At 42.3% G+C, this 25898-nt stretch carries 26 protein-coding genes and 1 pseudogene; 1 reads left to right on the top strand and 26 read right to left on the bottom strand.

Annotated elements, in window-relative coordinates; all coding sequences use genetic code 11:
• Nucleotides 1-11: 11 nt before the first annotated feature.
• Complete coding sequence (locus tag cpu_RS02435) at nt 12-1310, bottom strand: DUF512 domain-containing protein (protein WP_075858395.1); 1299 nt, start codon at nt 1308-1310, stop codon at nt 12-14.
• A 150-nt stretch (nt 1311-1460) separates the two neighbouring features.
• Here cpu_RS02435 and cpu_RS02430 point away from each other — a divergent pair, with 150 nt between their 5' ends.
• A complete protein-coding gene (locus tag cpu_RS02430) occupies nt 1461-2081 on the top strand; it encodes a beta/alpha barrel domain-containing protein (protein WP_200800629.1) in 621 nt (206 codons plus the stop codon).
• An 81-nt stretch (nt 2082-2162) separates the two neighbouring features.
• On the opposite strand, the gene tsaD is transcribed toward cpu_RS02430, so the two are convergent.
• The 25 genes and pseudogenes from tsaD to sdaAB all read right to left on the bottom strand — a co-directional run bounded on the left by tsaD (nt 2163) and on the right by sdaAB (nt 25881).
• Nucleotides 2163-3164 carry a tRNA (adenosine(37)-N6)-threonylcarbamoyltransferase complex transferase subunit TsaD gene (gene tsaD, locus cpu_RS02425; protein WP_075858393.1) on the bottom strand — a complete coding sequence of 334 codons (1002 nt, stop codon included), beginning with the start codon at nt 3162-3164 and terminating at the stop codon, nt 2163-2165.
• A complete protein-coding gene (rimI, locus tag cpu_RS02420; protein ID WP_305764297.1) occupies nt 3165-3614 on the bottom strand; it encodes a ribosomal protein S18-alanine N-acetyltransferase in 450 nt (149 codons plus the stop codon).
• 3 nt (nt 3615-3617) lie between these two features.
• Nucleotides 3618-4271: a tRNA (adenosine(37)-N6)-threonylcarbamoyltransferase complex dimerization subunit type 1 TsaB gene (gene tsaB, locus cpu_RS02415; RefSeq protein WP_075858392.1), complete on the bottom strand. Its 654-nt coding sequence runs from the start codon at nt 4269-4271 to the stop codon at nt 3618-3620.
• Nucleotides 4262-4723, bottom strand: coding sequence for a tRNA (adenosine(37)-N6)-threonylcarbamoyltransferase complex ATPase subunit type 1 TsaE (gene tsaE / locus cpu_RS02410; protein WP_075858391.1), 462 nt, complete (start codon nt 4721-4723; stop codon nt 4262-4264). Before tsaE ends, tsaB begins: the two co-directional genes overlap by 10 nt.
• Nucleotides 4724-4823: 100 nt before the next feature.
• Entirely contained in the window at nt 4824-5009 is a 186-nt protein-coding gene (locus cpu_RS02405) for a hypothetical protein (protein ID WP_075858390.1), read from the bottom strand.
• Nucleotides 5010-5057: 48 nt separating this feature from the next.
• On the bottom strand, nt 5058-5450 hold the full coding sequence (locus cpu_RS02400) for a response regulator (RefSeq protein ID WP_075858389.1): 393 nt from the start codon (nt 5448-5450) through the stop codon (nt 5058-5060).
• Between the two features lie 108 nt (nt 5451-5558).
• Nucleotides 5559-6689, bottom strand: a complete 1131-nt coding sequence (locus tag cpu_RS02395) for an amidohydrolase family protein (protein WP_075858388.1) — start codon at nt 6687-6689, stop codon at nt 5559-5561.
• Nucleotides 6690-7355, bottom strand: coding sequence for a gamma-glutamyl-gamma-aminobutyrate hydrolase family protein (locus cpu_RS02390; RefSeq protein ID WP_075858387.1), 666 nt, complete (start codon nt 7353-7355; stop codon nt 6690-6692). It lies immediately after the preceding gene.
• Nucleotides 7356-7392: 37 nt separating this feature from the next.
• Nucleotides 7393-7743 (bottom strand): type II toxin-antitoxin system PemK/MazF family toxin, encoded by a 351-nt coding sequence (locus cpu_RS02385; protein ID WP_075858386.1) that lies wholly within the window; start codon nt 7741-7743, stop codon nt 7393-7395.
• Nucleotides 7743-7997, bottom strand: coding sequence for a CopG family ribbon-helix-helix protein (locus cpu_RS02380; RefSeq protein ID WP_075858385.1), 255 nt, complete (start codon nt 7995-7997; stop codon nt 7743-7745). The genes cpu_RS02385 and cpu_RS02380 overlap by 1 nt, the downstream gene beginning before the upstream one ends.
• A 70-nt stretch (nt 7998-8067) precedes the next feature.
• Nucleotides 8068-9363 carry a heterodisulfide reductase-related iron-sulfur binding cluster gene (locus cpu_RS02375; protein WP_075858384.1) on the bottom strand — a complete coding sequence of 432 codons (1296 nt, stop codon included), beginning with the start codon at nt 9361-9363 and terminating at the stop codon, nt 8068-8070.
• Between the two features lie 48 nt (nt 9364-9411).
• Nucleotides 9412-10782: a dihydrolipoyl dehydrogenase gene (lpdA, locus tag cpu_RS02370; protein ID WP_075858383.1), complete on the bottom strand. Its 1371-nt coding sequence runs from the start codon at nt 10780-10782 to the stop codon at nt 9412-9414.
• 150 nt (nt 10783-10932) lie between these two features.
• The gene (gene glnA / locus cpu_RS02365; protein ID WP_075858382.1) at nt 10933-12264 is read right to left on the bottom strand and encodes a type I glutamate--ammonia ligase; all 1332 of its coding nucleotides are present in this window, start codon (nt 12262-12264) and stop codon (nt 10933-10935) included.
• 162 nt (nt 12265-12426) lie between these two features.
• On the bottom strand, nt 12427-14007 hold the full coding sequence (locus cpu_RS02360; RefSeq protein ID WP_075858381.1) for an FMN-binding glutamate synthase family protein: 1581 nt from the start codon (nt 14005-14007) through the stop codon (nt 12427-12429).
• A 38-nt stretch (nt 14008-14045) separates the two neighbouring features.
• Nucleotides 14046-15110 (bottom strand): type I glutamate--ammonia ligase, encoded by a 1065-nt coding sequence (locus cpu_RS02355; RefSeq protein WP_075858380.1) that lies wholly within the window; start codon nt 15108-15110, stop codon nt 14046-14048.
• Nucleotides 15111-15305: 195 nt separating this feature from the next.
• Nucleotides 15306-15518: pseudogene (locus cpu_RS14220) on the bottom strand (ANTAR domain-containing response regulator); the annotation flags it as partial.
• A 406-nt stretch (nt 15519-15924) separates the two neighbouring features.
• Entirely contained in the window at nt 15925-16683 is a 759-nt protein-coding gene (locus cpu_RS02345) for a GltB/FmdC/FwdC-like GXGXG domain-containing protein (protein WP_075858378.1), read from the bottom strand.
• Complete coding sequence (locus cpu_RS02340; protein WP_075858377.1) at nt 16670-18172, bottom strand: glutamate synthase-related protein; 1503 nt, start codon at nt 18170-18172, stop codon at nt 16670-16672. The genes cpu_RS02345 and cpu_RS02340 overlap by 14 nt, the downstream gene beginning before the upstream one ends.
• Nucleotides 18165-19265: a class II glutamine amidotransferase gene (locus cpu_RS02335; protein ID WP_075858376.1), complete on the bottom strand. Its 1101-nt coding sequence runs from the start codon at nt 19263-19265 to the stop codon at nt 18165-18167. The genes cpu_RS02340 and cpu_RS02335 overlap by 8 nt, the downstream gene beginning before the upstream one ends.
• 187 nt (nt 19266-19452) lie before the next feature.
• Entirely contained in the window at nt 19453-21438 is a 1986-nt protein-coding gene (locus tag cpu_RS02330) for a GGDEF domain-containing protein (RefSeq protein ID WP_075858375.1), read from the bottom strand.
• A gap of 111 nt (nt 21439-21549) precedes the next feature.
• Nucleotides 21550-22878, bottom strand: coding sequence for a type I glutamate--ammonia ligase (glnA, locus tag cpu_RS02325; protein WP_075858374.1), 1329 nt, complete (start codon nt 22876-22878; stop codon nt 21550-21552).
• 13 nt (nt 22879-22891) lie between these two features.
• Nucleotides 22892-23479 (bottom strand): ANTAR domain-containing response regulator, encoded by a 588-nt coding sequence (locus cpu_RS02320; protein ID WP_075858373.1) that lies wholly within the window; start codon nt 23477-23479, stop codon nt 22892-22894.
• 171 nt (nt 23480-23650) lie between these two features.
• Nucleotides 23651-24331, bottom strand: a complete 681-nt coding sequence (locus cpu_RS02315) for a cyclase family protein (RefSeq protein ID WP_200800623.1) — start codon at nt 24329-24331, stop codon at nt 23651-23653.
• A complete protein-coding gene (gene sdaAA / locus cpu_RS02310; protein ID WP_075858371.1) occupies nt 24315-25214 on the bottom strand; it encodes an L-serine ammonia-lyase, iron-sulfur-dependent, subunit alpha in 900 nt (299 codons plus the stop codon). The genes cpu_RS02315 and sdaAA overlap by 17 nt, the downstream gene beginning before the upstream one ends.
• Before the next feature lie 10 nt (nt 25215-25224).
• A complete protein-coding gene (sdaAB, locus tag cpu_RS02305; RefSeq protein WP_075858370.1) occupies nt 25225-25881 on the bottom strand; it encodes an L-serine ammonia-lyase, iron-sulfur-dependent subunit beta in 657 nt (218 codons plus the stop codon).
• Between the last annotated feature and the right edge of the window lie 17 nt (nt 25882-25898).

Genomic DNA, 25898 nt, shown 5'->3' with positions numbered 1-25898 from the left:
TTAAAACTTTTTCACAAAATTTCCGTCCTAATATTAAAAAGCTCTTCAATCTCCAGATAACTTTTACCGGTTAAATCCCGTCCTCGGTGGTCAAAAGAAATGCTCGGCAATAAAAGATAATCCGGTTTTAAAAGTGTCACCGCCTTTTTTACAGCACAAATATAATCGTCTACCGTTAGTAATCCGGCCGACTTAATGTTACCCCCAAAAAAACGACTTTTTACCGGTAAAACCGGATATCTCTTTCCAAGCTTTCTAAGTCCTTTTTTGATTAGCAGCACAGCTAAAGCTGAAGTTAAAATTAAAGGTGATTTTGCGTTTTGTGTTTCAATTTTTTTTATTATTTGCCTAAGGGTTTCCTCTTCAATATCCCGGTAAAAAACCACTCCTGCCCTTTGCCCGGTCTTTTTAGAAAAATTAAAAGTTATAATTTTCCCTTGCCGCAGAATTTCTACTTTCTTATCTCCGGGAGTATTTAAAAGTTTATAGGCTTCTATCCGGCTAAAAGGGGATTTACCATTGACTTTTAAAACAATATCTTTTTTCTTTAGAAACGATGCCAAACCCCGGGGGATTATCCCCAAAACTTCGGCCTTAAAATCTTTTAAACGTGTCGGCTCAATAATTATCGGCGTATTTTCTTCTAAAAATTCATAAAAAAGCTTTTCGGCAAGAGTATTTAGATTTTGGGGAGCTTTGATGAGTTTTTGATTCTTTGCAGTATAACCAGGCAAAAATACCCTTACCGCCTCAACCCCTAAATTAAGAAGCTTTTTTATACTGTCAGCATATTCCCCATACCCAACAACATGAGGCATAAAAACAAAGCTTGCAGTAAAGGGAATTTTTCGGGAAAGGTATTCAAGGTTACTATAGATTTCCGAGGCAAAACCAAAAATTAATTTTCTCTTAGAAGGGGTTAGAGCATTTACCGAAACCACCAGCTCCACTTCTCCCAGGGAAGCCAAAAATTCTATCATCTCCCGGGTTAAAAGAAGGCCATTGGTGGTAATTGACAGAGGAGTCCTGGGATAAAGTTTTCTAATGGCTAAAATTATCTCTTTAAATTCGGGATGTAAAAGCGGCTCACCTTCGTTTATAATGGTAGCCGATTCCCCTATGATAATCTTCTTTTCGGGATCCAAAAAGGGTAGAAATTGGGCTATTTTTTTAAGTGGTACATGGGGTAAAGAAACGTTTAAAACTTTAGCCGGGTTTCCCTTATGGCTACAAAAACAGCACCGGACATTGCAGCGGGAAGTAATTGGAAGCACATTACTTTTTACCGCCTCGGCCAAATATTTTTCCACAGACTTCCTCCATTCTTCTTTACAGATTTTTCTTTAAAGATATAATAAACTTGTAAAACTAAAAATAATAAAATTTTAATATTAGGAGCGATTGCCTTGGAGAGAATTATTCCTGCAGTTACTTCCGTTTTAAGGGGCAATATAATAAAAATGCCGGAAGTAATTAAAGAAGCTTCCGGTATTGATATCTTAGGCAAGCATATTCAATCAATAATTTTTACCACTGACCTTGTATTAATCAGGAATAACAACGCTGACGCTATCATGGCCGTTTACCCTTTTACTGCTCAACCCATTATTACCCACGCTATTATTAGCGCTGCCGATCAGCCAGTTTTTATTGGAGTTGGCGGCGGGACCACCCGGGGACGGCGGGTTATAAACCTGGCCTTAGACGCCGAATTTCAGGGCGCCCTGGGCGTTGTCTTAAATAGTCCAATCGACAACCACTCTTTAAAAATGGTACGTCAAACGGTAAGTATTCCAATAATCATAACCGTAATCTCACCGGAAGAAAATATTGAAGCCCGTTTAGCTAACGGTGCTGATATCTTAAATGTTTCGGCGGGAGCAAAAACTCCGGAATTGGTTCGACAAATTAGAAAAAACTACCCGCAAATTCCTATAATTGCTACCGGTGGCCCAACCAGTGATTCAATTTTAAAAACGATTGAAGCGGGAGCTAACGCCATAACCTACACTCCCCCGTCCAATGCCGAGTTAATGCGACACCTGATGGATAAATATCGTAACACTTTGACAAATTTTTAAAAGTTATCAACAGCTAAAACCCTTTAATACCAAGTTATCAACAAAGTTATCCACATTATCCACAAGTAGTTTTCCACAGGATTAATACTTTTCTTCTCCGAGCATCAGCGAAGGATAGGCATTTAAATTAAGCGGTGCGTATTTACCTAAAAGATAGCGGTGGTAACCCGCTGCGGCAATCATAGCTGCATTATCGGTACAGTACTGAAGGGAAGGAAAATGAACCGGAACTTTAAAAGCTTTCCCAAGATTTAAAAACTCTTCTCTTAACTTTGAATTGGCTGCAACTCCGCCGGCTAAGTAAATCTTAGCCGGTTGATAGTTTTTTAGGGCTTTCACGGTTTTTTCAACTAAAGCTTTTACTAAAGCTTCTTGAAAAGATGCAGCAATGTCTTCGGCCCGGGCTTGGGGATTTTTTTCGCAAAAAATTCGTACTGCCGTTTTTAGCCCGCTAAAGCTAAAGTTATAGCTTCCTTCTTTTAAGCGAGCTACTGGAAACTTATAGAGAGGTTTTCCTTTGCTACTTAACCGGTCAATAATTGGCCCCGCAGGATAGGGTAGATTTAATACCCGGCCTACTTTATCAAAGCATTCACCGGCTGCATCGTCAATAGTTTCCCCTAAAAGCTCATAATCACCAAAACCGCGCATGAAAATTAAATCGGTATGCCCGCCTGAAACCACCAGGACCAATGCCGGGAAAACTGGATTTGGGTCCTCTAAAAAGTTAGCAAAGATATGCCCTTCCATGTGGTTAACCCCAATTAAAGGGATATTAAGGGCATAGCTTAGGCTTTTAGCCACCGAAAGGCCTACCAGAAGAGCTCCTACCAGGCCCGGGCCATAAGTAACCGCCACTGCCGCTATTTTTTCTTTGGGAAAATCCGAAAACAGCTCCTCCAAAAGGGGAAAGATAACTTCTAAGTGCTTACGCGAGGCTATTTCCGGCACCACACCACCAAACTTACGGTGCAGGTCAATTTGGGAAGAAATTAGTGATTTTAGAACATGTTTCCCGTCTTCTACCAAAGCTACTGCCGTCTCATCGCAGGACGTTTCTATGCCCAAAATAACCTTACCCAATTAAATTTCCTCCTTTAATTCAATGCTCATAACTATTGCATCTTCCTCGGGGCGGGTATAATATTTCTTTCGAAGGCCTATTGGCTTAAAACCGGTTTTCTGATATAAATGCTGGGCAGGCAGGTTTGATACCCGCACTTCTAAGATGATATTACGGACCTTTTTATTTCGAGCAACCTCCAATAAAGCGTTTAATAAACTAGCCCCTACTCCGTTTCTTCGGTATAAGGGGTGTACCGCTAAAGTGGTAATATGGGCTTCATCTAATACCACCCAAATACCACCGTATCCTATAACCTTTTCCCCCTCTACTGCTACCAAATAAGTAGCTAAAGGATTTTCGGTAATTTCATATAAAAAACTTTCTTTTGTCCAGGGATTGGAATAAGATAGTTTCTCAATTTCCAGGACCTGAGGGAGATCTTTAATCTTCATCGGCTTTAACTCCAATTTTTATTCTCCCCTTATCTCCCGCATTATTTCAGCCTGGGATTTTCTTAAATAAATAGGTTTCAGGTTTAAAAAGTCAACAGGCTTTAAATCTAAAGCAAACAAATTACGGGCCAGCGGTTCGCCAGCATTTTTTAAAAATGTTATATTTTCAGGAATTTTTCCCAGTTTGTTTGCTCCATCCCCTATTAAAATTCCAGAAAAGGTGCCAAGCTTTGCTTTTACCTCTTCTAAGGTTAAAACTGAAAGCATTTCTAAGGGTACAGGCTTGGGAGCATTTAAAAAACGACCATAATATAACTCTTCGCGATTAACCTCCATTAAAACCATTACTTCTCCCCGGTAGGCTCCAACGTTAGCAGCAATCAGGCTTAAAGTATCGGTAGCATAAACGGGAATACCAAGAGCTTTAGCCAATCCAAGACAGGTAGCAAGATTTATTCTTAAGCTAGTAAAAGACCCTGGCCCGAAAACGGTATAAACCGCCTGTAGATCCGCAGGTTTTCCCTTAACCCTTCTTAAAGCAAAATCAATCAAGGGCATTAAACCTGCCGCATGAGGTTCTTTTAAGCGGTCATTTATTTCGAAAATAATCTCGTCCTTGTGGCGTAAAGCAAGAGAAATACTGCGGGTCACAGCTATAACCGCTAACTCCATCTTTTTAGCGCCTCCAATAAATCATTAAATCTTTCGCCATAAGCCTCAATTTTTATTCCCCGTACCTCATCAGCTATATTTTCCAGGGTAATTTTAAGATAATCGTTTTCTAATTCCGGTTCAATTTTTTCTCCCCATTCTAAAAGATTAATATCCCTATCGGTAAAATACTCATCCATTCCTAGTTCAAAAAACTCCGCGGCGGTTAGGCGGTATAAATCAAAATGGTTGATATTAAATTTTTCTGCCGGATAGGTATGAACAAGATTAAAGGTAGGACTTTTTACTGCCCGTTTAACCCCAAGCCCGGCAATAATTCCCGATACCAAGAGAGTTTTTCCTGCACCTAAGTTTCCGGCTAATATTACAATACTACCGGGAAGTAAATTTTGACCCAAAAATTTTCCTAATTCTTTAGTTTTTTCCGGTGAATCACTTAAAACATAAAACATTAAATCCCATCCCTTTTGTAATAATTCAAAAACATTATAGCTTTTATATTTTGGTAAATCAACCAAACAACAAAAAAACCGGGAACTAAACCCGGTTTGTTTATTTACTAATCAATGCCTTATAAACCTCCGCAATATTTTTTTCAAATTTTTCCCGGCACTCGGGGCAAATACACCAACAGGCTTTCTCTACTTTGTTTTCATCGTTTAAAACCAAAGTACACATTAAATCCGCCGGCACTTCTCGACCGCAAAGCTCACAGTTGGAACATTTAATGTCACCCACTTACCACTCCCCCTTAATTTTCATTTTACCTAAAGCGTTAGTAAAAATCTATACGTAGGCATATTTCCATGGAAATTTTTCTTTAAGATATTTTTCTAATACCGATTTAAAATCTTCAATGTCAAAAGGTTTAGCTATAACCTCAAAAACTTTTTCCCGGTCTATCCTCTCTAACACTTCCGGCGCAGTATAGGCAGTCATTACAATGAAATCGGTAGTAGGAAGGAGAGGATGAATTTCTTTTATAGCTTCATCACCGCTTTTATAAGGCATCCGCATATCCATAATTATTAACCCAGGTTTAAGATTTAGAGCTTTTTCTATAGCTTCCTGACCGTTTTTGGCTTCAATCACCCCAAATCCCATTTGTTCTAAAATAATCCTTAACAGCATCCTGATACCAGGTTGGTCATCAGCAACCAAAACCTGCATAATTTCCATGGGACTCCCCCCCCATCATCCCCATTTCCTTCCACTCAATTCAATATTTCGCCAGAGAGAAAAAAAATCCTTTTATTTTTAAAAAAATTTTATCGCGCCTTTTCTACCTTATCCGACGATTTTCTCCCCTTTAATAAACACCATAGATATTTTACCCAGAGAAAACAACGGTCTTTCAGTTACTAGTAAATTAGCCCATAAACCTTTTTTTATATCGCCAACAAAGGTATTAATCTTTAATATTTCCGCCGGATTTTTCGTAAATAAAGGTAAAATCTCTTTTTCTTTTAAACCATAATTTTGTAAAAGAAAACCTAAAAGGCGCAAATATTTTAGGGGGACTACTGGATGGTCAGTCATAATAGCTATTTTTAGGCCCGCTTCAAAAAGCTTTAGGGGAGTTTCCCAACCAAGTTCTTTTAATTCGTATTTAGAGCGACCGGTAAGGGTAGGTCCTACCACCAGCGGTACTCCCGCTTCTTTTAATTCTTCGATAATTAGGTGTCCCTCAGTACAATGTTCGATTACTAAATCCACCTCAAGTTCCCGGGCAATGCGAACCGCAGTCATAATATCGTCGGCCCGGTGGGCATGGGCTCTAAGGGGAATCTGACGTTTCAGTACAGGAAGTAGAGCTTCTTTTTTTAAATCAAGCTCTACCTTATCCCCTTTTTCTTTCTTTAAAAGATATTCCTTAGCATAGAGGAGATTTTCTCTAATCAACATCGCCGTCCCCATGCGGGTAGCGGGAACCCTTTTTTGGTAGGCATAATTTTTCTTGGGATTTTCCCCAAAGGCAATCTTCACCCCACAAGGGCCGAAAGCCATCTGGTCCACGGTCTTGCCCCAGGTAGAAAGGGCATAGCCTGTCCCTCCTATAGGGTTACTGCTTCCCGGTAAAACCCCGACCGCCAATACCCCCTCTCGATAAGCTTCTGTAAAAGCTACATCAAAAGGATAAATACCATCCAGGGCCCGGGCGTGGGGGGTAACCGGGTCATAATACTCGTTGATATCTTCCCCTTCAAAAGCAATTCCTTCTTCCATAAGGCCAATATGGGTATGGGCATCAATTAATCCAGGATAAACGTACTGCCCTTGAAGGTCAATTACTTCCCTTTTTCCATTAAAGCCCCCAACCCCAATTGTAGCTATCTTCCCTTCCTCATCAATTAAAATATCACCTTCTATTTTCTCTCCCGTCGCAGTGATAATTACCCCATTTTGCAAAAGCTTCATTTAAACCCTCCTTCCTTCAGCGATAAGCCAAGTAAAGATTCCTTCGTGCCCATCCAAAAGTTCCGGATGCCACTGCACCCCGAGAATTTTGGGTCCGCTTACCGCTTCGATAACACCATCTAAAGCTACCGCTTCTACTTTAAGTACCGGGCCGGGATTTTTTAAAGCCTGATGGTGAAAACTGTTGACTTTTAGTTTAGGAACAGCAAAAATATGCCCTAAGATTCCTTCCGAATTTAACGTAACGAAATGGGTAGTCTCATGGGCTGGAGCTTTCTGCTCATGGGCAAAAACCCCGGCTTTTTCAGAAAACAAATCCTGGTACATGTCTGCCCCAAAAGCAACCCCTATTAACTGCATTCCCCGGCAAATCCCCAGAACCGGTAAAGAAAAAAATATGGCCTTTTTGATAAGCTTTATTTCAAATTGGTCTTTCTGGCAAATATAGTTTCTAATACCTGGACGTGGTTCTTCTCCAAAAAGTCCCGGGTCAATGTCACCTCCCCCGGGAATTAAAATCCCCGATATTACATTAAATACTTTTGTTAAATCCTGCTCCGGAAGGATAAAAAAAGGCTCGGCTCCAGCCTTAACTATTTTTTGAATGTAGGTTTGGCGAATTTTGTAGATTCCGTCCTCGGGCCAAACCGGTATTCCAATATACATAAAATACCTCCAAAATAGCAAAGCCCCGGTGTCTTGGTTAAATTTCTACCAGTCCGAGGCTTATTTCCAGCGCTTGGTTTACTTTACGCATCAACTCTTTGTTTAAAGATGACACTTTTTCTTTCAGGCGGCTTTTATCAATAGTTCTTATTTGTTCCAGCAAGATTACCGAATCCTTTTCCAGACCCGATTCTTTTGCCGGAATTTCTACGTGGGTAGGAAGTTTAGCCTTGTTAATTTGCGAGGTAATAGCAGCAATAATAGTGGTTGGGCTATACAAATTCCCAATGTCATTTTGTAAAATTAACACCGGGCGGGTACCGCCCTGCTCCGAACCAACTACGGGGCTTAAATTAGCGTAAAATATATCCCCCCGCCTGATCTCCATTATTTAACCTCCATATAACCGTCCTCTTCGTAATAAAACCCTTCCAAGGCTAAGTTTAAGTTGATTTTGGCCATTTCTTTATAGCCTTTAATCATCTCTTCTCTTAACATTTTACGCTTTTTTTCGTCTAAATATAACCTTAAAGCTTGGCGGACAACTTCACTGCGGCTCACCTTCTCCAGGGCAGCAGTTTTATCCACTTCTTCTAAAAGATTTGAAGGCACAGCCACCACGACTTTTTTTAATGATGCCACTTAAAGCTTCCTCCTTAAAAATGTGATGCCGTCCCTCATATTATACACCAAAAAGATTGAAAAACAAAGGCTAGCGCAATTTTTCTACATAAAGCTTGGGTTCTTCAGAAGATAAGGGCGGAAGGCCAAGTTTTTGCCGCTGCCGGTCATCAATTTTAGAAAGCCTCCCGGTTTTTAAAAACGATTCATAACCAGCTTTTAGAGAATCCGGGTATACCCCCCGGGCCATGGCTTCGTGTTTTAACCAGGTAAAAACCTTTTCCATACCAAACTTTTGCGGACAATACTCAAGACAGGTATGACACTCCACGCATTCCCAAATTTCCGGCGAATTTATTAATCCTTCGATGTCACCGCCAACAAACCGTTTAAGCACTGCTTGGGGTGACATTACCCCGGTACGAGCGGAAGGGCAATCGTATTCACAGGCACCGCAAGTAAGGCAACGCTTTAGTACTTCCTCGTTAAAGGGTAAAGAGAAAGGTACTAACCCCGCTTTTTGCAAAAACTTTCCGGTATCCACCCGGTGGTCCTTTAGTAAAAGCTCTTCCGGCAAAATTCCTAAAGCCAGGTCCAGTAACTCCATATATGTTAAAACCGGAAGATTTAAATTATCTCCCTGGCGGGCAAAAAGCGCCTGTTTTTGGTCAAACTGCATAAAACATGCGGGACAGGTGACCGTTAAAGCATCAGCCCCCAGCTTCGTTAACTCCTGGATTTTAGTCCGGGCCATGCGCCAGCCATCCTCCAGTTTTCCGGCTAAAGTGAGGTTATTGCCACAACACATTAATTTAGACTGGTAATCAAGGGTGGTTGCTCCCAGAGCCTGCACCAGAAGATCATATTTTCTTGGATTTAAGGGATCTTCAAAAGCTGCCGCGGGAGAAGGCCGGTTCTGGTGGCAGCCAGGATGAACGCCAATTTTTAGTCCTTTCAAGGGCTTTTTCACCAGTTGCTTTATTTTTCCCGGACCCACCTCATCGGCTAAAAACTCAATTAAATGGTAAACTTTTAGCGTTCCTTTTAGCATTAAACCAAACTCTGCAAGTTTTTCATTTACTTCCGCTAAAAGGGTAGGATTTCCTTTTAACTTAACATAGGCAGTTTTTAAGGTAGACGAGCAACCATTACAGGCAACTACCAGGTGATAACCGGCCTTTTCAGCTAAGGCCAAGTTTCTTGCAGCATTTAACAGCCAGAGCTTTTCATCTTCATTTTTAATCAAGCTTTTTTCTGGGCAGCAGCCAAACTCCGGAATATCATGAATTTCATAACCTAAAGCTAAAAGTCCAAGGCGGGTACTTTTTTCCATAAAAGTCAGGCGGCCGGGAATTTGACAGCCCCAAAAGACAGTAATTTTTTTCATAAAAGACCTCCCGTCCTACAGAATTATCTTATTGTTCTTTTATATTACTTAAATATGAATCGCCCGGTTTAAGGCTGCTTCGGCTGCTTCCATCACTGCCTCCGGCAAGCTCGGGTGGGCGTGAATGGTATGAGCAACTTCCTCTAAGGTCAATCCTTTCTGGACTGCTAATAAAAGCTCTCCAATAAGGTCAGTGGCATGCGGACCAACAATATGTCCGCCTAAAATTCGATGGGTATCATAGTCAGCGACAATTTTAATAAAACCTTCTGTTTCCTCCATCGCCACAGCTTTTCCCGACGCCTGGAAGGGAAACTTACCGGTGATAATTTTAAGCCCTTTTTCTTCCGCTTCCTGCGTGGTTAAGCCCACCATGGCAATTTCTGGAAGAGTAAAAATACAGCCAGGAACCACATCGTAGCTCATCGGTTTTGGCTCCCCAACTAAGTTTTCCACCACCCGAATCCCCTGAGCGGAAGCCACGTGCGCTAGTTGCATTTTATTGGTGATATCGCCAATGGCGTAGATATTTTCAATATTTGTCCTAAGGTACTCATCCACGAGCACTTCCCCTTTAGGTCCAAGGGCTACTCCAACATCTTCCAAGCCGATATTTTTGGTATTTAATACCCTCCCTATGGAAATAAGGACCATATCAGTTAAAATCTCTTCCCCGTTTTCCATGATTACTGTTACTTTTTCGTCCTTTTTAACTTCTTTGACCGCGACCTTAGTTTTAATGCCAATACCACGCTTTTTAAAGAGGGAAGTTAAATAACGGCTCACTTCCTTATCGGTATTGGATAAAATCGATGGCAAAAGCTCAACTATGGTAACTTTTACCCCCATCTCCCCAAAAATGGTGGCAAACTCGGAGCCAATTACCCCACCACCGATAATTACCAAACTTTCGGGAAGCCTGATTAAATTTAAGGCTTCGTCGCTGGTAATCACCCGCTCCCCGTCGTACCCCAAAGCCGCAATTAAAGCAGGCCTGGAGCCGGTAGCCAGAATGATATTTTTCGCTTCAACTTTCTCTACGCCGTCAGCAGTTTCCACAGTAATTTCGTTTTTACCGGTTAATTTGCCCGTACCTTTAATTAAAGTAATTTTATTTTTCTTAAATAAATAGTGTATACCCTTTACCAAACGCTCCACTACCTGGTTTTTTCTTATGGCTACCTTTTCAAAGTCAAAATTATAACCGGTAATTTCAATGCCCATAATATCAGCAGTTTTTAACTGGTGAAGCCTCTCGGCTACAGAAACTAAGGCTTTGGTGGGAATGCAACCCCGGTTTAAACAAGTACCTCCAAGCTCCTCTTTTTCCACTACTGCAACTTTTAGCCCCAACTGCGCCGCCCGAATCGCCGCAACATAACCGCCCGGGCCACCACCTAAAATTGCTACATCGTACATTAGTTTTACCCCCCGACAATGCTAGATTTGCTTGCAAGTGTATTTTAATATGTATAATTATACCACAAATTTACCCAAAAATTTTTATTTTTTTGAGATAAGTGAAATTTTCGACTATCATTAGTTAAAGAAATACGGGCACTGCCCGTATTAATACTTAATAAGATATTCTTTTAATTCCCAATCATGGACCTGCATCCTATAAGTATTCCATTCCAGGCGTTTTCCTTCCATATAACGCTCAAATATATGCTTTCCTAACGCCTCCCGAATCACTTCATCCCGCTCTAATTCTTTTAGCGCTTCGCCTAAACTGGCAGGTAGGTCACCTATACCCAAAGCCTTTCTTTCTTCTTCAGCCATGTGGTAGATATTCCGCTCACAAGGTTCGGGAGGAAGAATTTTATTTTTAATGCCATCTAATCCTGCTTTTAAACAAACGGCAAATGCCAAATAGGGATTAGCCGAAGGATCCGGGCTTCTAAGCTCAATGCGGGTAGACGGCCCCCGTTTGGCAGGAATACGAATTAAAGGGCTGCGATTGCGAAAAGACCAGGCAATGTATACCGGAGCCTCAAAGCCTGAAACCAGCCGTTTATAAGAATTTACCAGGGGATTGGTTATAGCTGAAATTGCCCGGGCATGTTTTAAAATGCCACCAATAAAGTATAATGCTGTATCGCTTAACTGATGAGGAGTATTGGGATCATAAAAAATATTTTCTCCCTGACTTGCCAGGGAAATATTCAAATGCATTCCGGAACCGGCAATGCCAAAAACCGGTTTAGGCATAAAAGTGGCGTGAAGTCCGTGTTTTTTGGCAATCTTCCGTACCACCGTCTTAAAGGTAATGACTTTATCGGCAGTCCGCACCGCCGAGTCGTATTTAAAGTCGATCTCGTGCTGACCTGGCGCCACTTCGTGGTGGGAAGCTTCCACTTCAAAACCCATTTGTTCTAAGGCAAGGACCATATCCCGCCGGGCATTTTCCCCCCGGTCTACTGGAGCCAAGTCAAAATAACCGGCTTCATCGTGGGTGACAGTCGTTAATGTTCCATCTTCCCGGGTTTGAAAAAGGAAAAATTCTGCTTCCGGTCCTACAAACATTTCATCAATGCCAAACTGTTTTGCTTCAGCTAAAATTCGCTTTAAATTCCCCCGAGGGCATCCCGAGAATGGCTGTCCATCGTAGGTATAAATGTCGCAAATTAAGCGGGCTTCACTATACCTCTGGTCACTCCAGGGAAGGACAATAAAAGTCGAAGGATCGGGTTTTAAATACATATCCGATTCTTCAATTCTCACGAAACCATCAATAGAAGAGCCGTCAAACATTAACTCCCCGTCTAAGGCCTTCTCTAACTGCTCAGCAGTTATAGCTACATTTTTTGGAATTCCATAAATGTCCGTAAACTGAAGTCGGATAAAACGTATGCCTTTCTCCTGAACTATCTTTAAAATATCGTATTTGGTGGGACTCATTTTTGACCTCCATTTTTCAATTTGTACTCATTATAACATATTTTTACCAAATTTTTTTACTATCCCCTCATGTATCCAGTATCCATTTAAACATCAAAGATTAGGACGGCTCTGCTATTGACGTTTGCAAGTAAATTTCAGAACCGCCCCTAAATTAGTCATCTAGCCTAAAATATTTAAGGCTTCTTCGGCATCGATATCCATGATGTACTGAATGCCGGTGATTTCTGCGGCTTCCCGGGTTAAGGCAGCCACATCGTCCCGGGTAATAGCGTTTAAGTTAAACTTCCTGGCCCCGGTCATAAACTGCTTTAATCCCTGGGCCATTCGTTCAAAATATGAATAGACACCTATTGCCCCAACAGGAAGCTTTGCAAATAAATCTGCGCCCAATTTATTCTTGAGCTCTTCGGCAAAGATAAACACCTGCTCTAAAGATTCTCCGTATTTTTGGTATTCGGTAGGTACCTTACCCGCTTTAATCCGCTCCCCTACGGTTTTACCTACCATAGCTGCAGCCAAAGGCCCCCTGGCCATACCTACTACCTTGACGTAGGGGGCGGAAAGGGCAATACCCTTAAACACCTGGTCTTCCAAGCTAATGCCACCGGCAATAGCTACCGGAGGAATGTAAGCTCCTTTTTCGGCTAAACGGTCCAAGTACCTGGTAAGTAAAGCCTGAATGTAAACGGTAGGAATACCCCACTCGTTCATCATCCGCCAGGGGCTCATTCCGGTTCCACCCCCGGCACCGTCCACCGTCAACAGATCAAGCCTGGCATCGGAGGCAAACTTCACCGCCCGGGCTAAATCCGTCGGTCTATAGGCACCGGTTTTTAAGAAGATGTACTTGGCCCCGGCTTTTCTTAATTCCTCTACCCGCTTGTGGAAGCTTTCCTCATCTACCATGCCAATCCGTGAATGGCGTTCAAACTCTTTAAAAGCTCCTTTTCTGTAAGCTTCCTGAACCGTCGGGTCTTCCGGATCGGGCAGAACGATATAGCCACGGCTTTTAAGCTGCAGTGCCCGCTCGAGGGTATTTAATTTAACCTCACCACCAATGTCTTTGGCACCCTGTCCCCATTTAATCTCTACCGCTTCAACCCCAAGTTTTTCAATAGCATACTCCTGCACCCCTAGACGGGTATCTTCCACGTTAGCCTGTACGGCAATAATTCCATAGCCCTGATACCAGTCGGTAAAAGCTTTTACCCTTTTTTCTAGGGCAGGAGAATGTTTTACACGCCCCTTTTCCAGTTCTAAATTTGGATCCATTCCACAAACATTTTCCCCAATAACAATGGGTACTCCCGCCAATGCTGCTCCAGCCGCTAAATGCTCCCAGTTATTGGCGGCCACATTTGTCGACCCCATTCCCGCAATAACTGCCGGGAAGCGGCACTTAATGTCTTTATTAGCTCCGATAGCGGTTTCAATGTTGGCTGCCGGGAAAATAGCTTTATCCGGATCAGCCTCAATGCCTACAGCCCCTACCGCGGTACCCATGATATTAAAGTGGGAGTAATCGACCGGATAGTCCTTCTGGGAGGCGGAGGTGGTCGTACCGAACGGTTGCGGATAAATCACCTCTTTACCGCGAATAGCCGATTTGGCTATTTCGCAATAGCCCACGCACCCGTCGAGACAAGTAACGCACATCCCGCTGTATGGACTAAAATCCCCTCCCGTACGCCTTTTGGTTCTTGTGGCCTCGGTACCGTTTAAGCCAAGGCTAAAAGTCATAGGTAACCCCTCCTTCAAGTTTTATTGAAAATTTTTAATTAATCCCCATTATCGCCTTCCTCATGAACCTTTGCCCAAAAATCGTGGTAACTTCTTTGTTTTATTTTTAAATATCGCCAAAATAATTCACCAAAAAATTCCTGAAGTTTCATGCTTTCGGAAAAACGGCGTAAGGCCTGCCCAAAATCCGCGGCGAAAGTTTGATTTTCAGCACTTTCATTAGTTTCCATCGCCAGTAAACTTAAAGCTAAATAGGGATTAGCTTTAGGACTTACGGTCAAAACTATATTGTCCCCATCATAAAAAATAAAGTTTTCCGGTTTTTGAGGATAACCATAATAATCGTTAATTAAAGGCCGGAAAATTATTTCCGCATCGGGCAAAAGGGCTACGATTTTTTGATAAAACATCTCCATCTCTTCTTTTTCACCAAAAAATGTATATTTAATCGAAAGACCGGGTTTTTTATGATGGTACGGGAAAAAAGAAGCGTTAAGCCCGTGACGTTCGGCAATTGTTCGGACCACAAACTTGGCGGTGGTTAAAATATCGGGAAGCTTGTTTCCCTTAACCGGTTTTAATCCCAGTACCTGCTCCCCCGGATTTGCCCCATGTCCAGAATATTTAATCCCAATCCCCATTTTCTCCAAAGTTAAAACCACATCCCGGCGTAAATTTTCTCCCAAATCCAGAGGAGATACGTCCCAAAGTCCGGCAGGATCTATCGGAATTTTCTCCTGAGCTTTTTCTTGCAAATAAAAAGAAAATTCTACAGCTACCTCAAGGGAGAAATTAAACCGGGTAAAAAATTTGCGCGGACAAATTATCTTTTGTTCATCCTTCGGGAGGAGCAGATTGCCATAAATTCTTCCAACCGCTCCCTCCCTTGGTCGCCAAGGTAAAACCGTTAGACTTTCTAAATCCGGTTCAAATAATACCTTCTCGCCATTGTGGATAAAGGTCATTTCCTTTTTTAAGACTTCACCCACATTTTCCGAAGTTACCGCCACATTTTTTAAATTTCCGGCAACATCAACAAACTGCAGCCGTAAAAACTTAATACTAAAAGTATTTAACTGTTCGAGAAACTCCATATGTTCCATTGGTCCATACCTCCAAAAATAAAAAAGCCCCACCAAGAAAGGTAAAAACCTTTCTTTGCAGGACTTCACCGCCCCAAACTATGGCTTTTTTAGACCTAAACTCGCTACTAATTTTACAAAATAACACAATCAATTACAACATTTTCTTAAATTGAATTATGTATACTTTTATGTATACTTTTCAATAATCCCTATGGCCACCTTACCCATGGAAATATTGTGCTTTCGGCTTTCCTCCCGAAGATAATGATAAGCCTCATCTTCCGTAAAATTTTCCCAGCGCATCAACAGAGCTTTAGCCCGGTCAATTAAACGCCTTTCTTCTAAACGTTTTTCAAGATCTTCCTTCTGAGTAACCAATTCCAGATAAGTGTTAAAGTTGGTCAAAGCAGTATAAATTGCTCCCATCAAGCTTAATGCCGTTACCGGCTTAACCAATAGGCTTAAAGTAGGGCCTTTTTTGAAATCTTCCAGGTATTCCCAATCAAGTTGCTCCACGTATAAAATTACCGGACACAAACGGCTTTCATAAAATATTTTGGTATAGGGAAGGGTTTTGGTAACCCCAAGCTTTTCGTCTAAAATAATTAAATCAGGACAAACCCTGGAGGATAAATTTATCAAGGCTCGGATTTCCTCCCCCTCGCCTACCACTAAAACTCCCATGGTTCTTAATATTTCCTTAAACCTTTTCCTCTCAGGATAATCCCTAATCCCCAAAACCACCTTCAAATTTTCCAAAATAAATCCCTCAGCTTTTTTTCAATATCTTATAATAAAAAAAGGAAAAACCGCAAGCAGTTATGCATTGCGGTTAGTAAGTATACAATTTGCCATAAGGCCGATGGGATACCGGAACTAATTTTTTAAAGGGCACCGCCATAATTTCTTCGAGGGCTATATTATAAAACTTAGCATAATTTTCTAAAAGAGGATTTAAACGGCGATAATCTTCCTCTTCTAAAGAGAATTCCGCCACTTCCTTACCCAAAATATCTTTTTCCACTTCTCCCCGAAGATAAATCGCTCCGCCATGCATTCCGGTACCAAGGTAGTCCCCGGTTAGCGGTTCTCCTTCTTTTTTATTTAAACCCAGCACAACCAAAATTCCTCCCGCCATATATTCGCCAAAAAAGGCTCCGGCGGTACCTCCCACAACGATTACCGGCACCTGCTTTTTATATTCTTTCATGTGAATGCCCACGCGGTAGCCAACCGAATCGCGAATATAAAGCTCACCGCCGCGCATTCCGTATCCCAGGACATCTCCCGCATGGCCGTGAACCACAATCCGCCCATCATTCATGGTATTGGCAATGCCGTCCTGACCGTTACCGTAAACGGTTATTTCCGGGCCATCCATAAATGCCCCCAGGTCATTGCCAGGAGTACCATAAACTTCTATTTTAACTTTACCTTTTAAACCAGTTCCCAGGTACCTCTGGCCGTTGATTCCCTGCAGGACAAATTCCGTAACCCCTTCGGCTACCTTTTCCCGTAAAATATTATTTAAATCCCGATAATACATGCCTTTTGCATTTATCTCCATAGCCACCACCTTACCTTCCGGCATGTTTTACGCCTAAAATGGCCAGTTCGGTATCGGTAAGTCCTATTCCCCTTAACCGCTCCCGGCTGCCCCTTAAGCTTTCAATGGCATTTAAGCCAAGAGCACCTAAGATTTCCTTTAGCTCTAAAGACCAGCTTTTAATGAGGTTTATTAATTGCCCAGCCGCCCAGTCCGGATCCAGCCGCTGGGTTAATTCCGGCCGCTGGGTTGCAATACCCCAGGAGCAGTTGCCGGTATGGCACATCTGGCAAACATGGCAACCCATAGCAATCAAAGCTGCCGTACCAATCGCCACCGCATCGGCTCCTAAAGCTATAGCTTTAGCCACATCGCCCGAGTGTCTAAATCCTCCAGCAGCTACAATAGAAACGCTGTTTCTTATCCCTTCCGCCCGCAGACGGTCATCCACCGCCGCAATGGCCAGTTCAATAGGTATGCCTATATGATCGCGGATAATAGTAGGTGCTGCTCCCGTGCCGCCGCGAAAACCGTCTATATAAATGATATCCGCACCGGCCCGGGCAATACCGCTGGCAATAGCTGCCACGTTATGAACGGCAGCAATTTTTACCGAAACCGGCTTTTCATAATTGGTTGCTTCCTTTAGGGCATAAATGAGCTGAGCCAGATCTTCGATGGAGTAAATATCATGATGAGGAGCGGGACTTAAGGCATCGGTACCTTCGGGTATCATCCGGGTTTCCGAAACCTCCCGGTTAACCTTTTCTCCCGGCAAGTGTCCGCCAATTCCCGGCTTGGCCCCCTGGCCGATTTTAATTTCCACCACCGCTGAATGATCCAAATATTCCTGGTTAACCCCAAAACGGCCAGAGGCGACCTGGACGATAATCCTATCCTTGTAAGGATAAAGGTCTTTATGGAGTCCTCCCTCCCCGGTATTCATTAAAATCCCGCATTCCTTTGCCGCCCGGGCCAAAGCCTTATGGGCGTTTAAGCTAATTGAGCCGTAAGACATGGGGGAAAAAATAATCGGGGTATCTAATTTTATTTGGGGAGCAATTTTGGTATCAAGTTTAATTTGACCGTCCTCAACCTTCACCTTTACCGCATCTGGTTTTGACCCAAGATAAGTAGTAAGCTCCATCGGTTCCCTTAAAGGGTCAATGGAAGGGTTGGTAACCTGACAGGCATCAATTAATAAATGGTCAAAATAATTTTTGTATGGCCGGTCATTGCCCATACCGGTTAAAAGCATCCCACTGGAAGAAGCTTGTTTCATAATATTAATCCGTTCTTCCATTGTCCAGTAGCTGTTTGGCCGAAAAACATTAGGATTTTCAATAATGGTTATAGCTTCTTCCGGACAGTAAGCCACACACCGCTGGCAGGAAACACACTTTTTATGATCAGGAATAACCCGGTCGGAAAAGCTATAAACTCCAAAGCCGCAGTTTATGACACAACGCTTACATTTCCGGCATTTTTCATAATCAATTACCACTTTAAACCGGGGAGGTATTAAATTAGCCATTTTGTTCACCCTCCTTTAGCCGGACTATTACCGGCTCACCGCCTTTGGCTACATGAACTTCGTCTAAAGACGGTTCTATTTCGTAAATGGCACTTTCTTCAGAAGCCATATAATAAAAATCACCCCGTCGCCCCCAGACCATCGGTCGTAGCTTAATCCGGTCGTTTAAGCCCATCATGACCTTATTATTGGCGACAATTATGCTAAAGGGACCATTTAAAAGGGAAGGACCATATACCTGGCGCAAAGTGGTATAAAGCCGCTTATCCTCTTCTTCCATTTTCTCAATATCTTTCCAGAACGGTGCCGCTAAGACCTTTGCTACAATTTCTAAAGGTAATCCATGCCTGCGGTGCAATAAATCCACCGCATACGCTACTACTTCGGTATCGGTCATTAAGGTACATTTATAGCCAAACATCTCGAGATACCGCTTATTTATGCCATAAGAAGAGATTTCACCATTGTGCACCACCGACCAGTCCAGCAGGGTGAAGGGATGCGCTCCACCCCACCAGCCGGGGGTGTTGGTAGGAAAGCGACCATGGGCCGTCCAAAGATAACCCTCATACTCTTCCAGCCGGAAAAAGCGACCAATGTCTTCAGGATAACCCACCCCTTTAAAAGCCCCCATGTTTTTTCCGGAGGAAGCCACATAGCTATCGGGTATATTATCATTTATAAACATCACTTTTTCTACCACATAATCCCGTTCATCCATCGGTTCATGATTTTTATAGAGACGTTCTTCCGGTGCCTTTAAGAAATACCGCCATAAAAGCGGAGGATCGGTAATTTCCGGATGCGGCCGGGTGGGAATCGGTTCTCCCCGTTCAATAATAAAGTGCTTGTTTAAAAATTCCTCGGTTAAAGTTCTGCCCCGTTCCGACTGGTACATTAAATGAAAGGCATAATGGTCTGCAAACTCCGGATAAATACCATAAGCGGCAAAACCTCCACCTAAACCGTTACTCCGGTCATGCATCAGTGAAATTGAAGTAATAATTTTCTCTCCCGAAATCCGCTTACCAGAAACATTCATGATACCGCTTATCGCACATCCGGAGGGAATTCGCTCAAAAGCCCGGTCCATTTCCATTTCCTCCTATCTATAAATTAAAAAGCCTTCCCCCTTTTAGGCACAAAAACAGTACCTAAAGCCAGGAAGGCGTCAATGCCTCAAGGTCCGACACGCCGTTGTGCCGGCAAGTTGTAGTAAAATTATAATGAATATTTATACTTATGACAAGGTAAATTCAGAAAATATCTTGTATACATTTTTAATCCTCTGCTACCACAATTAGGTTTCTTCCCTCTTCTTTGGCCCGGTATAAAGCTCTATCTACTCGGGCTAAAAGTTCACCAAAACTTTCCCCCTCCTTGCAACTTCCAATGCCCATACTGGCCGAAATAGGAAAGGCAACTTTTGTATTATCTTTGGTAACTTCAAATTTATGCTTTCTTATTAATTCCATCACCCGGTTGGCTATTTCCCGGGCAAGCTCAAGAGTAGTATTAGGAAGGTAAATTAAAATTTCATCTCCACCCATCCGGATTACTTGATCCTGACTTCTTAAATTCTCCCGAATCTTTTTCGTAAGTTCAATTAAAACCATATCGCCAACACTATGCCCGTAAGTATCGTTAATTTCTTTAAATTTATCAATATCGATAAAAATAAGGGAGTAGTTGCAATCCCTATTTTCCAGAATCGCATCTTCTAAGAACCTTCGGTTAAAGGCCTTTGTTAATGGATCTCTTTTCGAAATTTCCGCTAAGTGGGTTTTTAAAAGGTAAAGTTTAATTAATGGCCCACTCATTAAAATTAAGTTACTTAGAAATTCCCGAACCTCAGCAGTAATTTTTTCCTCTTTGGCTGCAATTATAATAAATCCTAATTTTTCCCTCCCAAGGGTAATAGGATAACAACAGGTATCCTCTTGACATTCCTGGACAAAGTTTAAAGGATCATCATTTTCCAGACAAAAGGCCGGTAAATCGGCAACCACTTGGCCTTCTTCATAAATTGTAAAATCCTCATTGCTTTCTAAATTTTTTAAAATTATTTTTATTCCTTTTACTTCAACCTGCGCTTTTATATGAAAAATCAACTCTTTAACCAAATCGCCATCATTAGCCGCTTCACCTAAATTATAAACTCCCTCGGCCAGCCGGTACCACTGATTGGCAATTTTTTCTTTGGTGGTTTTTAGCTCGTAAATTCGTGTAAAAAGCTTTTTATATTCTGGATACTTTTGCTGGTACTCAGCAAAATCCCGGTCTTTGCCTTCAATCCATTCAATAATTACTTCCATAAGCTCATTTAAGGGCTTTTCTAATTGCCGATTGATAATTCCATAAATCCCAAGCACAACCAATAAACCCAAAAGAACAACATAAAGGATTAGCCCTTGCCAAAAGTTTATGATATAAGGTCTAACCAGCGAGTCAGCAGCTATAAATACACCCAAAGTAAGAAAGCGCTCCGGTCCTTGACTAGCAACAGGCAGATAAGAAACAAAATACTTTTTGCCATCAATAACCTGAATTTCCGACAGTAACTCTTCCCTCGGAAGTTTCTTTAGCTTCTCCTGTAATAAAAGTTCTTTTTTAACATCACCAAAATGCCATAAAGGCCTGTCTTTCCAGTACAAAATTAAGCCTGGCGCGAATTTTTGCTTTTGCAAATCTTTGGCAAATAACTCCGAAAAAAGAACTTGATTTTCTTCCAAACTATAACCAACTACAATTACCCCCAAAGTTTTTCCCGCTTCATTTAGAACTTGCTCGGCCCTTAGATAGGCTACATGCTTTTTGCCAAAAAGGTCCTCTATTTCATAAAATCCAGAAATACTGCCCATCATGGTAGGCTTATTTATAAGATATCTAAAATAAGTAGGCGAAATTTTTATCCCCTGGCTGTAAATGCTGTTCCCTTTTAAATCCAAAACTTGAATAAAGCCTTTTTTGGCTGTCATACGTTTAATAATATTGTTTTCTATCTCCCGGTAGTAGTCATTATAAGGTAAGCCTTTTAACAGGCCCTCGGCTAAATCATAACTCCACCAGATATCCTCAAAGGCGTATTCATCTAAATTATCTAATTTTTCTTCATATAATTTAGCCATTCCCCGTGAGGCATTTAGACCCAAATCTTCCGCTACTTTTATTTCACGGTAGTGGGTAAACCCAAAACTTATAACTCCTACAATTACCGTGGTCAGGGTTAAAAAGAAAATTAAACGGTATTTAATCGTTTTCGGCATTTTCCTCACCAATTTATAAAGATCACACCACAATTTAACTTTATATTAATAATAACATAATCATAACACAAAAAAAGGGGCTGTCCCCCATTTTTTTGACAGCCCACTTTTTTAAAAAACGGTGAGATATTTTTTTACCTCCCAGTCATGAACCTGAACCCGGTATTCATCCCACTCTTTTAACTTAGCTTCCACAAACTTCTCAAATACGTGCTTGCCTAAAGCTTCCTGGATAACTTTATCTTCTAAGAGATAATCAATCGCTTCTTTCAAGCTACCGGGCAGAGTATCAACTCCAATGGCACGCCGTTCCTCGGCAGTCATTTTAAAAAGGCTTTGATTTACTGGCGCCGGTGGTTTAATTTTATTTTTAATGCCATCCAGACCAGCTTTTAACATCACAGCCAGCGCTAAATACGGGTTTGCCCCGGGATCCGGACTTCTTAATTCAATGCGAGTGGATGCTCCTCTTTTAGCCGGAATCCGGATTAGCGAACTTCGATTTCTATCGGACCAAGCAATATAAACTGGAGCTTCATATCCCGGTACCAACCGCTTATAGGAGTTTACCAGAGGGTTGGCAAGAGCAGTAATTGCTTTAATATGTTTCATAATCCCGCCAATGTAGTAGTAAGCAGTTTCGGAAAGCTGCAATTCCCCGCTGGGGTCGTAAAAAGCATTTACTCCGTTTTTAAACAGCGACTGGTTGGTATGCATTCCCGAGCCATTTACCCCAAATAAAGGCTTTGGCATAAAAGTGGCATGAAGTCCGTGCCTTTGAGCAATAGAGCGCACCACAATTTTAAAAGTTACAATTTTATCCGCCACATCTAAAGCGTCGGAATACTTAAAGTCAATTTCGTGCTGACCGGGAGCTACTTCGTGATGGGATGCTTCTACTTCATAGCCCATTTGTTCTAAAGCAAGCACCATGTCCCGCCGGGCATTTTCTCCCAAGTCTACCGGACTTAAGTCAAAATAGCCGGCATTATCGTGGGTCACTAAAGTTGGTTTTCCTTCAGCATCTACCTGGAAAAGGAAAAATTCCAGTTCTGGTCCTACATACATGGTATAACCAAGCTCTTTGGCTTCAGCCAATACTTTTTTCAAGACATAACGGGGGTCTCCTTCAAAAGGAGTACCATCGGGGTTATAGACATCGCAAATAAGCCGAGCCACGGCACCATTTCGCGGCCGCCAGGGAAATACCGCAAAAGTATTGAGGTCCGGGTATAAGTACATATCCGATTCTTCAATCCGCACAAATCCTTCGATACTTGAACCATCAAACATAATTTCATTGTTAAGGGCTTTTTCTAACTGCTCAACCGGAATGGCCACATTTTTTAAAACCCCAAAAATGTCGGTGAACTGAAGCCTGATAAATTTAACATTTTGCTCCCGTACCATATCCATAATATCATTTTTAGTATAACTCATCTGAATTCCCCCTTTACTTTTTTTCATTAACTTCAAAAGCCAGGATAATCGCCTCGGCCACTGCCCGCATGGAAATTCGCTTATCCATACTTTGCTTTTGAATCTTCCGAAAAGCTTCTTTTTCGGAAATGCCCAGGCTTTCCATTAATATTCCTTTGGCTTTCTCCACAAGTTTTCTAGTCTCTAAGGCATCTTTTAGGTCTTCTATTTCTTTTTCGAGATCTTTAATTCGCTGGAAATTATGTTCGGTTACCTGGACCGTCATAATAAGTTGTTCCTCTTCCAATGGTTTTAAGACAATCCCCACTACTCCCATTTCGCCTAAAAACTCATCTAATTTATCAATTTCAAATTCCATAGCTAATACTACCGCACACTGGCGGTCATAAGATAATATTTTGGCAATTTCTCGCCCGGGGACCCCTGTTAAATAATCATCAATAATAAACATATCCGGCTGAAAATTTCTAGCCATTTTTAAAGCCGAAGGGCCATCGACACACTCGCCTACTACAATGTAGTCGAGGTTTTTAACCGCAGCCTTGGTTAAATTACGAAAGTTGCTATCCGCGGAAGCAATAATCACTGTTGCACCAAACATTCTGTCACCGTCCTAAAAATAGAAAATGGCGCCTTTCATAAGGCACCATTGCCAGCTAACTCTTCGGGTGGACACTCCTTTGTGCCCAAATATAAAGTTCTTTATTTAGAGAATAAATTACAAAAGGTTTTTTGTCAACAGAAATTTTTCATGTTTTTTGTATTCATCCTGCTATTCATTTAAAAGAGCTACCGCCCGAATCGGGGAACCGGTACCTTTCCGGATTTTTAAAGGAAGGCCAATATACAAAAAGCGCTTTCCAACCACTTTATCGAGATTAGCTAAGTTTTCGGTATTCGTTAAGCCATATTTAGCACAAACCGCATGTCCCGAGTAGTTGGGATCATCGGGATGGTCGATGGCCGGAGCATCTACTCCGATATTTACCACCCCTTTCTGCACCAGCCACTCCGCTGCCGCATAGCTCAAACCGGAATAGGTAGTAAGCCATTTTTCGGTGCCGTAGTTTCGGTTGTAGTGGGCTGTGTATAAAAGGACAATATCTCCCCGTTCAATGGTAAGTCCATGTTTTCTTAAAGCCCCTTCTAAATCATAAATTTCAATATACCGTTCATAGGGAACATGGGAAACATCAAGGCAAATTGCCGGTCCTAAAAAATATTCTAAAGGCATTGTATCGATAGTTGGACCCTCAGGATTATACTCATAAACCGCATCCGAGTGGGTTGGACCGTGTTCATTGATAAGTAAGTTTCTGGTCGCAAAGGGAAAGCCTATTTTTTTTATGCTCTCCTCATGGGTAATGTTTTGAAAAATATAAGTTGTTAAGTGCAAAGGAAAAACCGGCATCCCCTGGTAAATTTCCTGGGATAAATCAATTATCTTTGCCATCATTTTCCTCCTTTCGCTGGAATATTTGAGCCGCCAGGGCTTTTCCCGTAGGAGTTGCCGCAAGCCCACCAAGGGCAGTTTCCTTTAAAGATAAGGGGAGCTCCCTCCCAATTTCCCCCATCGCCCCAATCACTTCATCAAAGGAAATTGCCGAGGTTATCCCCGCCAAAGCCATATCCGCTGCCGCCAAAGCTTGTACTGCAGCCGCAACATTACGCTTAACGCAAGGAACTTCCACCAGTCCTGCCACAGGATCACACACCAAGCCCAGCATACCTTTTAAGGCAATTGCCCCAGCCATAGCTGCCTGCTCCGGAGTTCCACCCATTAATTCAACGGCAGCAACCGCGGCCATCGCCGCCGCCGAACCACATTCCGCTTGACAGCCTCCCTGAGCTCCGGAAAGAGAAGCCTTGTGGGCAATAACTAAGCCCACAGCACCCGCAGCATATAATCCTTCCACCACTTTTTCCTCGCTTAGACCATACTCCTCCATTAAACTTAAAAGCACACCCGGTAAAACCCCTGCAGAACCTGCCGTAGGCGCCGCCACAATTAAACCCATGGAGGCATTGGCCTCACTTACAGCTAAAGCATAGGTAATTGCTTTACCAAAGACTCCCGAGGCTAAATTTTTCCCCTCATCCAGCCGTTTTTTATATTTAACTGCCTGGCCTCCCGCCAACCCTCCTACCGAAGGTTTTCCGGTAAGTCCTTCCGAAATTGCCTCTTTCATCACTAAAAGCCTTTTTTGCATGGTAGCTATTAATTCTTCCTCCGGAACTTCCCGTTCCTTGGCTTCTAAAATGACCGCCGTTTTTCCAAGAGTTTGCCCAAGCTTTTTTGCTTCTTTAATTAATTGCTCTACCGACTCAATAAACATGGTTTCCTCCTTAAAGCGGGGGTATTGTAAAACCACCGGTAATTCCCGGTAGCCCTTTTATTTCCAGAAAAGTTTCCTCCTCCACCGGTTGGTCGGTTTCAATTACCATTAAAGCTTGGGCACCCTTTTTTTGCCGGGCAACACTCATTTGGGCTATATTTATTCCGTGCCAGGATAAAACCGAGGTAACCTTGGCCACCGCTCCCGGACGGTCCTCATGCGGAACAATTAAGGTTGGATATTTAGCGGTGATCTTTACCGGAAAGCCATTAATATCAGTAATCAACACTGACCCTCCGCCAATGGAACTGCCAGTAATCCTGGCTGTGTTTTTAGCACCAAACAACTCCATATATACCGTGTTAGGGTGAGCTTCGGGTAATTCTATAGGTAAAAATTCATAAACCAATCCCTGTTTACTGGCAAGTTCCAAACTATCGCGAATCCGCGAGTCAGCAGTATCAAAACCTAAGAGTCCGGCAACCAGCGCCCGGTCGGTGCCGTGGCCTCGATAGGTCTCCTTAAAAGAACCATGCAAAAAAATTTTCGCTTTTTTCGGCTCTTCCCCCAGGACCAGCCGTCCTACTTTTCCAAGCCGCACCGCTCCAGCGGTATGGGAGCTAGAGGGTCCAATCATTACAGGTCCGATAATATCTAAAATATCCATCTTCCAAAACCATCCTC

The sequence above is a fragment of the Carboxydothermus pertinax genome (assembly GCF_001950255.1).
Taxonomy (GTDB): domain Bacteria; phylum Bacillota; class Z-2901; order Carboxydothermales; family Carboxydothermaceae; genus Carboxydothermus; species Carboxydothermus pertinax.
Note: the sequence above shows the minus strand (reverse complement) of the source record. Positions and strands in the feature narration are given on the sequence as shown.

Coding starts and splice junctions, on each gene's coding strand:
- sdaAB (WP_075858370.1), bottom strand. CDS start 25,881: ATGGATATTTTAGATATTATCGGACCTGTAATGATTGGACCCTCTAGC.
- cpu_RS02345 (WP_075858378.1), bottom strand. CDS start 16,683: ATGCCGGAAGGTAAGGTGGTGGCTATGGAGATAAATGCAAAAGGCATG.
- cpu_RS02360 (WP_075858381.1), bottom strand. CDS start 14,007: ATGACTTTTAGCCTTGGCTTAAACGGTACCGAGGCCACAAGAACCAAA.
- glnA (WP_075858382.1), bottom strand. CDS start 12,264: ATGAGTCCCACCAAATACGATATTTTAAAGATAGTTCAGGAGAAAGGC.
- cpu_RS02355 (WP_075858380.1), bottom strand. CDS start 15,110: ATGGAACATATGGAGTTTCTCGAACAGTTAAATACTTTTAGTATTAAG.
- lpdA (WP_075858383.1), bottom strand. CDS start 10,782: ATGTACGATGTAGCAATTTTAGGTGGTGGCCCGGGCGGTTATGTTGCG.
- sdaAA (WP_075858371.1), bottom strand. CDS start 25,214: ATGTTTATTGAGTCGGTAGAGCAATTAATTAAAGAAGCAAAAAAGCTT.
- cpu_RS02340 (WP_075858377.1), bottom strand. CDS start 18,172: ATGGCTAATTTAATACCTCCCCGGTTTAAAGTGGTAATTGATTATGAA.
- cpu_RS02385 (WP_075858386.1), bottom strand. CDS start 7,743: ATGGAGATCAGGCGGGGGGATATATTTTACGCTAATTTAAGCCCCGTA.
- glnA (WP_075858374.1), bottom strand. CDS start 22,878: ATGAGTTATACTAAAAATGATATTATGGATATGGTACGGGAGCAAAAT.
- cpu_RS02375 (WP_075858384.1), bottom strand. CDS start 9,363: ATGAAAAAAATTACTGTCTTTTGGGGCTGTCAAATTCCCGGCCGCCTG.
- tsaE (WP_075858391.1), bottom strand. CDS start 4,723: ATGTTTTATGTTTTAAGTGATTCACCGGAAAAAACTAAAGAATTAGGA.
- cpu_RS02430 (WP_200800629.1), top strand. CDS start 1,461: ATGCCGGAAGTAATTAAAGAAGCTTCCGGTATTGATATCTTAGGCAAG.
- cpu_RS02330 (WP_075858375.1), bottom strand. CDS start 21,438: ATGCCGAAAACGATTAAATACCGTTTAATTTTCTTTTTAACCCTGACC.
- cpu_RS02395 (WP_075858388.1), bottom strand. CDS start 6,689: ATGAAGCTTTTGCAAAATGGGGTAATTATCACTGCGACGGGAGAGAAA.
- cpu_RS02390 (WP_075858387.1), bottom strand. CDS start 7,355: ATGTATATTGGAATACCGGTTTGGCCCGAGGACGGAATCTACAAAATT.
- tsaB (WP_075858392.1), bottom strand. CDS start 4,271: ATGGAGTTAGCGGTTATAGCTGTGACCCGCAGTATTTCTCTTGCTTTA.
- cpu_RS02335 (WP_075858376.1), bottom strand. CDS start 19,265: ATGGACCGGGCTTTTGAGCGAATTCCCTCCGGATGTGCGATAAGCGGT.
- cpu_RS02400 (WP_075858389.1), bottom strand. CDS start 5,450: ATGGAAATTATGCAGGTTTTGGTTGCTGATGACCAACCTGGTATCAGG.
- cpu_RS02315 (WP_200800623.1), bottom strand. CDS start 24,331: ATGGCAAAGATAATTGATTTATCCCAGGAAATTTACCAGGGGATGCCG.
- cpu_RS02320 (WP_075858373.1), bottom strand. CDS start 23,479: ATGTTTGGTGCAACAGTGATTATTGCTTCCGCGGATAGCAACTTTCGT.